This is a genomic window from Mangrovimonas xylaniphaga (genome assembly GCF_001280435.1).
GTDB lineage: Bacteria > Bacteroidota > Bacteroidia > Flavobacteriales > Flavobacteriaceae > Mangrovimonas_A > Mangrovimonas_A xylaniphaga.
The window spans coordinates 1,439,797-1,453,423 of the sequence record NZ_LBIP01000013.1; the positions used below are offsets into that span (position 1 = coordinate 1,439,797).

Here is a 13,627-nt window from a genome sequence, read left to right on the forward strand (position 1 = left end):
AGTCAAATTGTAAATATTTAATATATTTTAAATCCCATAACTAACAATATATCAACAAAAAAGCATCAAAATTTAGAATTTGATGCTTTTTAAAATCTATTTATTTCATTTATAACTAAACCAAATTGGCTTCCATCACCAACAGTTCATTTTGATCTTCCTGAGCCTTGTTGATAAATGCTTCAATAGCGTCATTCTTCTCAAGACCTTCGTCCAATAACACGCCTAAAGTTAACATCGCCGCAATACGTGTTCCCACTTTTTTAGCTGCTGTTTCAAACAAAGGTTCGAGTTCTTCATAGCTAACTTCCTTAGCCAATTTTTGAATTTCAGCCTTGGTTTTCAATTGCTTCGCTTCTGGAAGATTGGTATATTTTTTTCCCAATTGCTTGATGACTTCAATAGCTGGACGCTTTGGCTGACTTTGCTGTGGCTGTTTAGCTTGCGCCTTTTGTTCTGGAGCGGGTTGCTGTTTCGCCCAAGTATCACGTAATCCTACCGTTTTATTGAATACTAAAGTATCTGCAGAAGTATCATCATCCACATTGAAATATCCCAAACGTTGGAATTGAAAACGATCCCCTATCTGAGCCTCTTTCAAACTTGGCTCCACATAGGCTTCAATGATTCGTAAAGAGTCAGGATTTAAAAATTCCATAAAATCAACCTCCTGATCACCATCTGGAGATTCGTTTTTAAACAAACGATCGTATTCACGTACTTCTACCTTCACAGCATGTTTTACAGATACCCAATGCAAGGTTCCCTTAACTTTTTTGGAAGTATCTTCCGAATAGTTACAATGGATTTCAACAATATTACCAGCAACATCTTTTACAACGCTTTCTGCTTTAACGATATAAGCATTTTTTAAACGTACTTCCCCACCAAGCTTCAATCTGAAATATTTACTATTGGCTTCTTCCTTGAAGTCGTCACGTTCTATATATAATTCTTTTGAAAACGGAACTTTTCTAAACCCTGCGTTTGGATCTTCAGGATTGTTTTCAGCTTCCAACCATTCTTCTTTATCCTCTGGATAATTGTCAATGACCAATTTTACTGGACCCAAAACCGCCATGACACGAGGTGCCGTTTTGTTCAAATCTTCCCTTACGCAAAACTCCAACAACGACACATCAATTACATTCTCACGCTTGGCAACTCCAACTTTTTCAATAAACTGTCTAATGGCAGCAGGCGTATACCCACGACGTCTCAACCCAGAAATAGTTGGCATCCTTGGATCGTCCCAACCACTTACGACGCCATCTTCTACCAATTTAAGCAATTTACGCTTGCTCATCACTGTATAACTCAAGTTCAAACGGGCAAACTCACGTTGTTTTGGCAACATAGGAAGCACTTCTGGCTGATACTTATGTACATTATGCTTGAACCAATTGTAAAGCTCTCTATGAGGCTTAAATTCCAAAGAACATAAGGAGTGTGAAATCTGTTCCAAATAATCACTTTCGCCATGTGTCCAGTCATACATTGGGTAGATACACCAAGCATCTCCGGTTCTATGATGTGCCTTTTTCAAAATACGATACATAATAGGATCACGCATCAACATATTTGGATGCTCCATGTCTATTTTGGCACGTAATACATGGGAACCCTCATCGAATTCACCATTCTTCATACGCTCAAACAAATCCAGGTTTTCTTCAACAGATCTGTTTCTATATGGACTATCGGTTCCCGGTTGTGTAGGCGTTCCTTTCTGCTCGGCCATAGCTTCACTAGACTGTGAATCTACATAAGCCTTTCCTTCCTTAATCAACGCTACTGCCCAATCATACAACTGCTGGAAATAATCTGAAGAATACAATTCATTGGCCCATTGGTATCCCAACCAAGACACATCTTTTTTGATGGCATCTACATATTCCTGTTCTTCCTTAACAGGATTGGTATCGTCAAAACGAAGATTTACAGGAGCATTGTACTTCTCCCCTAATCCAAAACTAATACCAATGGCTTTGGTATGCCCAATATGCAAATAGCCATTGGGTTCTGGAGGAAACCTAAAACGCAGTTTATCGGTAGATAAACCATTGGCCAAATCCTCTTCAATGATATGCTCAATAAAATTGAGTGGTCTTTTTTCTTCAGACATAAAGTATCGGAATTATTGCTCTAAATTTTTCTTTTAAATTTTTCCACAAAATTAGTCAAATTTAAAGAAACTATATCATTAATGAACAGTAATCTAAACACCCATAAACCGTAAGGTTTCCTATTTATTTTCAACCAACTAACAAATGCCTAATTCCAAGAATTTATGGACTAATATTTTCAATCCATATTTACAAACCAGCCTTTTATCCCGTACCTTTGCAACATGGGAATCATAAAAGTTGAAAACATTAGGGTATTTGCCAACCATGGTTGCTTAAAGGAAGAAACCAAAATAGGCAGTGACTATCGTGTGGATTTAAAAATCAAGGCCAATTTACAGACTTCGGCTCAGACCGATCATTTAGTGGATACTGTAGATTACGTGCTTTTGAACAAAATTGTTAGGGAAGAAATGCACAAGGCTTCACAACTGTTGGAAACCGTTGCCAAACGCATTGTGGTAAGGATACTTAACGAAAGCCCAATGGTCTCCAAAGCTACGGTTTGGGTGAGTAAATTGAATCCTCCCATTGGTGGCGATGTTGAAATGGTCACGATAAAGATGACGGAAAAAAGAAAAAAATAGTTGTAAGTAGTGTAAAACGTATATTTTTTTTACATTTGCCGCACCAAGCAGGGCGTCTTGGCCGAGTGGCTAGGCAAAGGTCTGCAAAACCTTGTACAGCGGTTCGAATCCGCTAGACGCCTCAAAAAAGCCTTAAGAAAATGATTCTTAAGGCTTTTTTATTTTAGGTCTATTGGTTGATCTGTTCCAATTTATCCTTTATCAATTCCTTTTCCTTTGGAAAGAAGCCCTGAAGCAACAATAAAATCCCGAATCCAAGAATTACCAAAGCCACAATTTTCTTTGTTTTAAAGATTAATCTGGGCGTTAATTTATTCCGAAGTGTTTTGGCAACCACAATTTTTATAAGGTCTACAATGAAATAAACCGCTAAAATGGTACCTAAAAACACATACAGTGCTTCCCTACCCTCGGTGAGTGAATTACCAATAATGATAAACCCCAACCATCCCAACAATACACCAATGTTAATAAAGTTGAGCAAAAAGCCTTTTAAAAAGAGTTTACCGTAATTTTTTTGGATTTCAACCCGATGGTATTCTCTAACAATTTCCCTAAACGACTTGGAAGTTTTTACAAATGATATGAAACCATACACCGCCAACAGCACCCCACCAAAAATTAAAAAATTAGGATCATCCTCCAGCTTTTCAATCAAGTTACTGGTACTGAAAAAAGCAACTAGAATGAAGAGAATATCCGCAAAAATAACTCCCAAATCAAAGATAAGGGCACTCTTAAAACCTTTAGTGGCACTGGTTTCCAACAGCACAAAAAAAACAGGACCTATGGTAAAAGCTAAAATAATACCAAAAGGTACAGCTGCTAAAATAGCATCGAGCATAAAAGATGTTTGTTTTTACAAAGTTAGAAAAAGGAAAACATAAGGTTTCCAAATTCCAGATTGGAAGTACAAAAATACACTTCTGAATAATATTAGGCCTTTACCAACACTGCGGTTCCAGTAATGGAAACAATAATAATGGCAGAATTAGGAAAAGTTTCGATGTCCAATTTGATGCCTACAACCGCATTCGCCTTTAATTTCAAGGCATTATCACGCAATTGTTGAAAAGCCTCTTCCTTCACTTCATTCAAATTATCTTCCATGGATTGGTAATATTTTTCCATGTTGAAGGTAAAAGCAGCCTTTTGCATTCTGGTGGAAACCCCAGAAACAATTCCCAAATAATCCCAAATTGGATGGCCTTCTATATTATCAGTTGTCGTTAAAATCATGTTATCAACACTTAGTTATACCTCTGGTTTTCCCACTAAATTAAAATCTAAATGCTTTTTAACCAAGTCGGTTTCCTTAACCGTTACCAAAACTTCGTCACCCAACTGATACATATGTTTGGTTTCTCTACCAATAATGGCGAATTGGGTTTCGTCAAATTCGTAATAATCATCACGAATATCACGGATTCTCACCATGCCTTCACATTTATTGGAAATAATTTCCACATAAATTCCCCAATCGGTCACGCCAGAAATTACACCTAGGAAGGTTTCATCCTTATGATCTTGCATGAACCTGATTTGCATGTATTTAATGGAATCACGCTCAGCCTTGGTTGCTAAGTATTCCATATCACTGGAATGCTTGCACTTGTCTTCAAAAATCTCTTCGTTGGCCGATTTTTCGCCATCCAAATACATTTGCAACAAGCGATGTGCCATGACATCTGGATAACGACGAATAGGCGATGTAAAGTGACTATAGTAATCAAAAGCCAATCCATAATGCCCAATATTGTGTGTGGTATATTCGGCTTTGCTCATACTTCTGATGGTAAGCGTATCCACCAAATTCTGTTCTTTTTTCCCGTTTACTTCAGCTAATAAATTGTTAAGCGAACTGGAAATACTTTTACGATCCTTGAAATTCAGTTTATAACCAAATTTAGACACAACTCCTTGCAAGGCTGCCAATTTACTTTCATCTGGTTCATCGTGAACACGATACACAAAAGTTTTCGGTGGTTTCTGTTTCCCAACAAATTCTGCTACTTTTTTATTAGCCAGAAGCATAAACTCCTCGATCAATTTATTGGCATCCTGACTGGTTTTAAAAAATACTCCAACAGGATTATTTTCCTTATCCAAATTGAATTTCACCTCAACTTTATCAAACGAAATGGCACCGGCTCTCATACGTCTGCTACGCATTTTTTTGGCCAAGGTATCCATGGTTAATATCGCATCGGCAATGGCTTGATCAGCCATATAAGCCTTTCCTGTTAAGGACACTTCTTCTGGAATGTGGTTCAATTGGGATTCTATGATGGCCTGTGCCTCTTCGTAGGCAAACCTTGCATCACTGTAAGTCACCGTTCTCCCAAACCATTGCTCCTTAACTTCTGCTTTGTCATTCATTTGAAACACAGCTGAAAAGGTGTATTTTTCTTCATGTGGTCTTAAGGAACAGGCATTGTTTGATAAAACTTCAGGAAGCATTGGTACCACTCTATCCACTAAATACACCGAGGTAGCCCGCTCATAAGCTTCATCATCCAACACGGTATTTGGACGTACATAATGCGACACATCCGCAATATGAATTCCTATCTCATATAAGCCATTTTCAAGCACTCTAAAGGACAAAGCGTCGTCAAAGTCCTTAGCATCCTTTGGATCGATTGTAAAGGTCAATACGTCGCGCATATCGCGTCTTTTAGCTATTTCCTCTTTGGTTATTGAGGTATCTAAATTGTTGGCGTACTCCTCTATTTCATAAGGAAATTCATAAGGCAAACCATATTCGGCTAATATTGAGTGGATTTCAGTATTGTGTTCTCCCGGTTTACCTAAAACCTTAAGGATTTTACCATAGGGACAATCGGCCTTTTCTGGCCAATCTTCCAAGGTTACCAACACTTTGTCGCCATCTTCAGCATCGTTGGTCTTATTAATTGGTACAAAGATGTCCTTGTACATTTTATTGCTATCCGGAATTACAAACGCATAGTTACTATGCAATTGTACCACACCAACATATTCTGTTTTAGCACGTTTTAAAATTTGAGTGACCTCTCCTTCCTGACGGCCTCTGCTACGTCTCTTATACACATAAAACTCCACTTCATCTCCATCTAAAGCCCTGTGCATATTGTTGGAGGCTATAAAGACATCCTCCTCAAAGTGATCCGAAATAATATACCCAGACCCTCTGGCACTCATATCCACAATTCCCGTATAATACTCCGTAGTAACAATAGCTTTAAACTTGCCGCGTTCTACTTCTTCTATTTCCTGTTTGGCTTTAAGTTGCTGAAGTTTCTTAATGATCTGGTTCCTGCTGCTGGCATCGTTCACTCCAAGCTTAGCAGCAATCTGCTTATAGTTAAAGGTTTTGTTACGTTCCTTTTTTAAAATACTTAAGATCGTATTTGTAAGGTTGGAAATTTGGTTGTTCGATTTCCTTCTTTTTTTCTTTCTAGCCATTCTCTTTTTTCTAATAGTAACAAATCTAAGCTTTAATATACTAAATCATATTTCTTTTACGCTAAGATTTCAAAGGAATCAATAATCACACTTCAAATATTCCTTTTCAACCAGAATTTGTTAATCCAATCGTTATTCACAATTAATACTATAATTACTTTTCTTTTTTGAAATTTTAAAAAAATGATTGTTGTTTATGATAGGGTGTTAATAAGTGGAATAACTTTTTTTGATTTTTTTTTGAAAACTCACAGTTTACGGTCTATTAAAATGTTATTAACAATCTTTGTTTGCTTAAATACTTAATTTTGAATGAAATTTATGTAGTTATTAAAACCTGTTTAAAACGAATGTTAATAGTTTTGATTTAACAACTTTTGGAAATTTTGGTGTTTATAATGAAAAATTCAATGCTGAAAACTCCTCCAAAAAAAGTGAAGTTATATTTTGGTTTATTCAATCCAATTCCTGTATTGGAAATAAATTTGAATTATGAAAAAATATCTTTCAGAAATTAATTAACAGTTATTAACAACTTATAAAAAGAAATACTAAAAGTAATTAACTGCTACTTTAAAATGTGCATAACTATAGGTTGTATGGGGGCATTTTGTACCTTTGTAGCTTTAAATCAATTTAATACATACAATGAACATTTCAATCGGTAACGATCACGCAGGAACAGAGTATAAATTTGCTATTGTAAAGCATTTGGAAGCTAAGGGATATACTGTTAAAAACTATGGAACAGATAGTAATGACAGTGTAGATTATCCAGATTTTGTACATCCTGTGGCAAATGATGTGGAAAGCAAAGCTGCGGATTTTGGAATTATTATCTGCGGTAGTGGCAATGGTGCCAACATGACGGCTAACAAACATCAAGGTGTACGTTCTGCGCTTTGCTGGACAAAGGAAATTGTAACTTTGGCCAGAGAGCACAACAATGCCAATATATTGAGTATTCCAGCACGTTTTACTGCGCTTCCACAAGCCATTGAAATGGTAGATGCGTTTTTGGAAACCCAATTTGAAGGTGGACGCCACCAAAACCGTGTGAACAAGATCCCAGTGTCTTGCTAAATGGGGCACTCACACTCACATACACACTTACACGCTAGTACAAAAGATAGAAATCTTATGGTTTCTATCTTTTTAAATATTGTTATCACCGTAGCCCAGGTTATCGGTGGGCTAATTTCTGGAAGTTTGTCGTTGTTAAGTGATGCACTTCATAATTTTAGCGATGTCCTATCGCTTATTGTAAGTTACGCGGCATCAAAACTTTCAAGACAAAAGGCCTCCATCAACAGAACCTTTGGCTTTAAACGTGCCGAAATATTAGCAGCCTTTGTAAATGCCATTACTTTGGTAGTAGTGGCTATTTTGTTGATAATTGAAGCTATCAAACGTTTTAAAGCGCCACAGGAAATTGAATCCAATTTAGTTATATGGTTATCCTTAATAGCAATTGCTGCCAATGGGTTTAGTGTGTTGTTGTTAAAAGGTGATTCAGAAAAGAACATTAATATCCGTTCTGCCTATTTACATCTGTTAACAGATATGTTGGCAAGTGTTGCTGTGTTGGTTGGCGGACTGTTAATGAAATATTACCAACTGTTTTGGGTAGATAGTGTGCTTACCTTTTTAATTGCGCTTTACCTTATTTGGGTAGGCTACGATTTATTAAAGACCTCTACCAAAATGTTGATGTTGTTCACACCAGATCACATTAACATAAAAGATGTGGTAAGGGCTGTAAACAAATTGCCTAAAGTGAGTAAACTACATCATGTTCACATATGGAATTTGAGTGATCATGAACTGCATTTGGAAGCGCATTTAGATTTAAATGAAGATATTTCCACAACCGAATTCAACGAACTTTTACATGAGATAGAAGAACTGTTGCACCATAAGTTTGAAATCAATCATGTTACCATACAGCCAGAATTCAATAAAAAAGATCCTAAAGAAGTGATCGTTCAAGATTAATGTTGTCAATAACTATTAAATATTTTTCAGAATTGACGGTTCCAGAACTGTATGATCTTTTGCGCTTAAGATCTGAAGTGTTTGTGGTGGAACAGGATTGTGTTTATCAAGATGTTGATAACAAGGACCAAAAAGCCTTACATGTTTTGGGTTATGAAGGAGATACTTTAGTAGCCTACACCCGATTGTTCAAACCTGGTGATTATTTTGAACAGGCTAGCATTGGAAGGGTTGTGGTTGTGGCTAACAGACGGAAACATAAATATGGATACCAAATAATGGAAAACTCCTTTGAAGCTATTTCTGAATATTTCAATGAGAAAACCATTAAAATATCGGCACAGTGTTACCTGCAACAATTTTATAACAATCTTGGATTTAAGGAAATTGGAGAATCCTATTTAGAGGATGGCATTCCACATATTGCCATGCTGAGAAACTAGGTTTTATTTGCTAGCTACGCCTCCAACGTAAGTAACCAAAATTTCTACGCGTCTGTCAAATTTAGGATCGCCACCAAGTGGAAATAGACGACGCATTCCTACGTATTTCATACGCTTTTTATCAACACCTCTTTTGGCTAAATAATCATATATATACTTGGCCCTGGCTACAGAAAGATTACGCTTTTTGGTCTTTCTGTCTATGGCATCCCTGCTGTTTTGAGTACAGCACACATGACCTTGAATGGTGAAGTAAATATCGTCGCGTTCCACCATAACTTTGGCAAGTTCTTCTAAAGTTTTAATGGATTCCGGAAGTAAATAACTGTATCCAGTTTTGAACAAAATATTATCAAGAGTGAATTTATCTCCAGCTTTAAGATCTCCTTTTAATTGCTCTGTAACATCCATTTTTTTAGGTTCCTCGATAACTACTCTTGGTGGATTGTATGGATGTACGATAATTTCAACTTTTCGGTTAAGGCCTCTTATTTTATTAACATCTTGCTCTTTTACCACTTTTAAAAGTACTTCTCCTTTCCCATCAACGTTGGTAATCACAGATTCGTCAAATTCATTGTTGGAGAAAATAGTTTTAATGGAATTGGCTCTTTGTTGGGAAAGTTTTAAGTTGTAGGTATCACTTCCGCGGTCGTCTGTAAAGCCATAAATGGATATTTTTTCAATATCCAAACCTTCAATTTCAGAGAGAAATAACAGTAATCTATTGTGCTCAGTTGGTGGAACTTCAAACTTGTCAGTTTCGAAATATACCTCGTGGGTTAGATCTTGTTGGGCACATAAAAATTGTGTAATTAAAATAAAAAATGCTATTAATTTTTTCATTATTATTACAATAAGGGGAAATAAATATACTTTATTTTTCTACTTTTTAAAAATGTACTTAAGAATTTTTTTACTTTAAGTACCCTTGATAGGTCGATAAATTCCCCAAAATTTCGGTAGCTTTTTGAATTTCAGTGTTGGTAGCTATGTAATAAGTATACAAACCTTCTCTGTAAAAATATCTTTTAACAATCTCGTCAGATAATAAGGAAGACAATTGTGTTTTATCGGCGTCTACAGCTTGGTTTTTATAGGAATTTAAAGCTTTAACCAAGGCATCGTATTCTGGATTGACCACTGTTTTTAACTGTTCTTCTTTTGCTACCTCAAGAGCATCGTCAAAAGCTTTTTCAGTCTTGGTTTCAAAATTGAAATTATTGGTTTTCAAAAAGTTTTTAAAATCTTTAAAATCGGCATCTGTAAACTTAAAACTGTTCAAATCTGCTACTTTATGGTTGTAATAGTACTTTGTAGCATAATCAAAAATGAGATTGTCGTTTAAGATTGCTGTAGTAATTGGACTGTATATAGATTCCTCCATTTCTACATCTGGTTGGATACCTCCACCGTCATATACAGTTCTTCCTTTTTTGGTTTTAAACGCATTGTAATTTTCCTGTTTTACTCTGGTTGCTTTTCCATCTTCATCCCTGTTCCAGTAGTCCAAAGCTTGGATACAACGGCCAGAAGGTGTGTAATATCTTGAAATGGTAATTTTCATATGGGTGCCATATACCAACGGTTTAGGGCGTTGCACCAAACCTTTTCCAAAGCTTCTGGCACCTACCACTACGGCACGATCCAAATCCTGTAAAGCACCTGATACAATTTCACTGGCCGAAGCACTGCGACCATCAATAAGCACTACCAAAGGGATTTCCGTATCCAAAGGTTCTTTTGAGGTATAATAGGTCTTGTTGTATTTTTTTACTTTAGATTTTGTGGTAACCACCAATTGGTTTTGGGGCACAAAAATATTCACCACATTTACGGCTTCACTCAATAAGCCTCCAGGATTACCTCTAAGGTCTAAAATCAATTTTTTAGCCCCTTCTTTTTTTAGACTTCTTATGGCATTGATAGTTTCAGCAGAAGCTTTTTCGTTGAATTTTCGCAACACCACATAACCAGTTTGGTCATTCACCATAGAATAATGGGGTACGGCATGAATTTCTACCGATTCGCGTTTAATAGTGGCTGTATGGGTTTGCCCTTGACGTAAATAAGTCACGTTGACTGTGGTTCCTGCGGCACCTTGCAACAAGTTTCCTGCATCGTCCTTAAAATCGGCGACTACGACATTTTCAACTTTAATGATTTCGTCACCGGCCTTTAAACCTGCTTTATCGGCGGGATAATCTTTATAAGGCTCAATGACTACCAACTTATCCTTAAGTGTCAAAATACTGGCGCCTATGCCTGTATAATCTCCAGTATTGTTGATTCTAGAGGCTTCCACATCCTGTTCGTTCATAAAGTTGGTATAGGGATCCAAATCCTCCAACATACTTTTAATGGCCGTATCCATTAACTCGCCAGGATTGGTTTCATCAACATAGTTCATGTTGAGTTCTTTGAAAAGAGTGGTGAAGATTTCTATCTGTTTGGCAATTTCAAAAAAATCACTCTTAAAGGCTGTTCCCGTTAAAAAAATTGAGGCAATAATAACCGGAACAAGGATATGTTTACGTAATCGATGTTTCATAGCAGTAACGTTTAATCTAGGGTAATCGTTTGTGTAAATTTTGTGAGGAGTTGCTTCATTTTTTTATCAACTTGCTCAAAAGATGTACCATCTTTACCAATGTACAAAATCATTAACGCATAAGGCTCACTTATGTTGTTAAAAAAAGTTGGTTTGTTCAATCTATAGGCCTCTCGCATAAGTCGTTTTATACGGTTACGATCGGTGGCATTTTTGAATCGTCGCTTGCTTACGGATACCCCAGCCTTAATTAAAGTGCCATCGGCATGGGGAGTTGGCAGATAAATCATTTTTAAGGGATAGGCTGATACCGATTTGCCTTCTTCAAACAAATGGGAAATGACAATCTTGCTTTTAAGTTTTTCTGAAGCGTTAAACGTATATTTCATACTAAAGATTTGAGGTATCTACAAGATGAACTTTATGCGCCTTTAAATCGGTTAATGCAGCCTCATAGCTGGCCTGATCTATATAGCGGGTAGCATCTGTAAGGTAGTAGGTATTAAAACCGGCTAATTTAGCATCTTTTGCGGTATAATACACACAATAATCGGCCGCCAATCCACACACATAGACATCGCTTATCCCCTTTCCTTTTAAATAAGCCTCTAAGCCCGTAGCGTTACTGTGGTTGTTATCATAAAAAGCACTGTAGCTATCTACTTCTTTATCCATCCCTTTTCTAAAAATAGCGGCCACTTTATCGGTATGAAGTGCTTCCGAAAATTGGGCACCATCACTCCCTTGCACACAGTGGTCAGGCCATAATACCTGTAGATTTCCATTTAAGTCAATCACATCAAGTACCTGTGCTTTTTCATGATTGGAAGCAAAGCTTTTATGGTTTTTTGGATGCCAATCTTGTGAGGCTACTATAAGGTCAAATTTTGATTGAATAGCATTGACTATGGGAATGATAGCATCGCCATCGGGAACTGCCAAAGCACCTCCGGGTAAAAAATCATTTTGAATATCTACTAATATTAATGCCTTCATCCCTTAGCGTTTCAGTTTTTCCTTTTTTAATTGGTTTCTCAAAGCTTCCAACTCGGGGCTTAATCCTACTTTATAGATATGTGGATAAGCAAAACGCTTGTGTTCAATGGGCAATTTCTCTAGGTTTTGTTTCGCAATGTTGGCTAGTTCCTTGGCTGATAATTCGGGATGTAAACGTTTACCTTCCTTAAGTACTACCTGAAGCAATGGAACCGCTTGATATGGGGATAAGGCCATTTGTTTGTGTGGTTCGAAAGGATGTGCCATGGTGTTTGGAGCCTCCAAATCATCTAAGGTAATGGCATCGGCAATATGCTGTTGTTCTTCATTGAAATAACGGTAGACCTGCTTTTCTCCTGGGAAGTTCATTTTCTTTAAATTCTCCGAAATCTTGATTCGAGGGGTATTGTTAAAACTGCACAGTTTGTAAACCCCGTCCAAGGCAGCACTCTCCTTGCCTACTACCAAATTGGTGCCTACCCCGTACAGATCTATTTGGGCCTGTTGTTCTTTTAAACTTCGTATTACATGTTCGTCCAATTGGTTGGAGGCTGCAATTTTTACATAGGGCAATCCGGCATCATCCAACTGTTTTCTAGCAGCTTTTGATAAATAGGCCAAATCACCACTGTCCAAACGAATGCCCAAAAGCCTTTCGCCTCTAGCTTCCATTTCCTTGGCTACGGTAATGGCATTGGGAACCCCTTGTTTTAAGGTATTGTAGGTATCCACCAAAAGCACGCAATTGTGGGGTCTGGTTTCGGCAAAATCACGGAAGGCCGTGAGCTCGTCGTCATAACTTTGAATAAAGGCGTGGGCCATGGTTCCTGAAATAGGGATGTCGTAGGCTTTTCCTGCCAGTACATTGGAGGTATGATCGAACCCCCCAATAAAGGCCGCCCTACTGGCCTGCATACCTGCCAATCCTTGGGCACGGCGCAAACCAAATTCTGCCAAACTTTTGGAATCACCTACAATATGCCGGATTCTACTGGCTTTGGTAGCGATCAAAGACTGAAAGTTCAATGTGTTGAGGAGATAGGTTTCTATAAGTTGGCATTCCAAAATAGTACCGCTCACCGTTAAAATGGGAATGAACGGAAACACAATAGTGCCTTCGGGCATGCTCTTGATAGTACCTTTAAACTGGAATGTTTTTAAGTATTCTAAAAAGCCCTTATCAAATCCTTCCGAAGCCAAATACGCAATATCCCCCTCAGAAAAGGTAAAGGTTTCCAAGTGCGACAGTACTTCTTCCAGACCACAAAATAGCACATACCCTCCTTCAAAAGGGGTCTTTCTAAAGAAATAATCAAAGGTGGCAGTCACCTCGTGTTTTTGCTTTAAAAAGTAGGATTGTCCCATGGCCAGCTGGTACAAATCGGTATAAAGTGCAGATTGTAAATCCATGGTTTTAAAGTTTCTTATAAAAATACGGTATGTTTTTTAGAAAACCTCCACGCAAGTTTGAAATTGGTTTAA

Annotated in this window: 13 protein-coding genes and 1 tRNA gene; 5 read left to right on the forward strand and 9 right to left on the reverse strand. The window is 37.3% G+C overall.

Features of this window, described 5'->3' with window-relative positions; all coding sequences use genetic code 11:
• Nucleotides 1–115: 115 nt before the first annotated feature.
• Nucleotides 116–2,125, reverse strand: a complete 2,010-nt coding sequence (locus ZA06_RS06395) for a glutamine--tRNA ligase/YqeY domain fusion protein (protein ID WP_053976546.1) — start codon at nt 2,123–2,125, stop codon at nt 116–118.
• 225 nt (nt 2,126–2,350) lie between these two features.
• Between ZA06_RS06395 and folB the strand changes: the two genes are divergently transcribed.
• Both folB and ZA06_RS06405 read left to right on the forward strand, forming a co-directional pair.
• The gene (gene folB / locus ZA06_RS06400; RefSeq protein WP_053976547.1) at nt 2,351–2,713 is read left to right on the forward strand and encodes a dihydroneopterin aldolase; all 363 of its coding nucleotides are present in this window, start codon (nt 2,351–2,353) and stop codon (nt 2,711–2,713) included.
• A 51-nt stretch (nt 2,714–2,764) separates the two neighbouring features.
• Nucleotides 2,765–2,835 (forward strand) — tRNA-Cys (locus ZA06_RS06405).
• 47 nt (nt 2,836–2,882) lie between these two features.
• Here the strand turns inward: ZA06_RS06405 and ZA06_RS06410 are convergent.
• The 3 genes from ZA06_RS06410 to rnr form a co-directional block, all read right to left on the reverse strand.
• Entirely contained in the window at nt 2,883–3,557 is a 675-nt protein-coding gene (locus ZA06_RS06410; protein ID WP_053976548.1) for a LysE family translocator, read from the reverse strand.
• 92 nt (nt 3,558–3,649) lie between these two features.
• A complete protein-coding gene (locus ZA06_RS06415) occupies nt 3,650–3,952 on the reverse strand; it encodes a YbjQ family protein (protein WP_053976549.1) in 303 nt (100 codons plus the stop codon).
• A gap of 15 nt (nt 3,953–3,967) precedes the next feature.
• Nucleotides 3,968–6,160 carry a ribonuclease R gene (rnr, locus tag ZA06_RS06420; protein ID WP_053976550.1) on the reverse strand — a complete coding sequence of 731 codons (2,193 nt, stop codon included), beginning with the start codon at nt 6,158–6,160 and terminating at the stop codon, nt 3,968–3,970.
• A gap of 648 nt (nt 6,161–6,808) precedes the next feature.
• On the opposite strand from rnr, the gene rpiB reads away from it, so the two are divergent.
• From rpiB to ZA06_RS06435, 3 genes are read left to right on the forward strand one after another with little or no spacing between them, the layout of a single operon-like run.
• Nucleotides 6,809–7,243 carry a ribose 5-phosphate isomerase B gene (gene rpiB, locus ZA06_RS06425; RefSeq protein ID WP_053976551.1) on the forward strand — a complete coding sequence of 145 codons (435 nt, stop codon included), beginning with the start codon at nt 6,809–6,811 and terminating at the stop codon, nt 7,241–7,243.
• Nucleotides 7,244–8,155: a cation diffusion facilitator family transporter gene (locus ZA06_RS06430; RefSeq protein ID WP_053976552.1), complete on the forward strand. Its 912-nt coding sequence runs from the start codon at nt 7,244–7,246 to the stop codon at nt 8,153–8,155.
• On the forward strand, nt 8,155–8,598 hold the full coding sequence (locus tag ZA06_RS06435; RefSeq protein WP_053976553.1) for a GNAT family N-acetyltransferase: 444 nt from the start codon (nt 8,155–8,157) through the stop codon (nt 8,596–8,598). The genes ZA06_RS06430 and ZA06_RS06435 overlap by 1 nt, the downstream gene beginning before the upstream one ends.
• 3 nt (nt 8,599–8,601) lie before the next feature.
• Here the strand turns inward: ZA06_RS06435 and ZA06_RS06440 are convergent, their stop codons facing one another.
• The 5 genes from ZA06_RS06440 to ZA06_RS06460 form a co-directional block, all read right to left on the reverse strand.
• Entirely contained in the window at nt 8,602–9,444 is an 843-nt protein-coding gene (locus tag ZA06_RS06440; protein WP_053976554.1) for an OmpA family protein, read from the reverse strand.
• 70 nt (nt 9,445–9,514) lie between these two features.
• Nucleotides 9,515–11,149, reverse strand: a complete 1,635-nt coding sequence (locus ZA06_RS06445; RefSeq protein ID WP_053976555.1) for a S41 family peptidase — start codon at nt 11,147–11,149, stop codon at nt 9,515–9,517.
• Nucleotides 11,150–11,160: 11 nt separating this feature from the next.
• Nucleotides 11,161–11,538 (reverse strand): ribonuclease P protein component, encoded by a 378-nt coding sequence (gene rnpA, locus ZA06_RS06450; RefSeq protein ID WP_053976556.1) that lies wholly within the window; start codon nt 11,536–11,538, stop codon nt 11,161–11,163.
• A 1-nt stretch (nt 11,539) separates the two neighbouring features.
• Entirely contained in the window at nt 11,540–12,145 is a 606-nt protein-coding gene (pncA, locus tag ZA06_RS06455) for a bifunctional nicotinamidase/pyrazinamidase (protein WP_053976557.1), read from the reverse strand.
• A gap of 3 nt (nt 12,146–12,148) precedes the next feature.
• Nucleotides 12,149–13,555, reverse strand: coding sequence for a nicotinate phosphoribosyltransferase (locus ZA06_RS06460; RefSeq protein WP_053976558.1), 1,407 nt, complete (start codon nt 13,553–13,555; stop codon nt 12,149–12,151).
• Nucleotides 13,556–13,627: the final 72 nt, after the last annotated feature.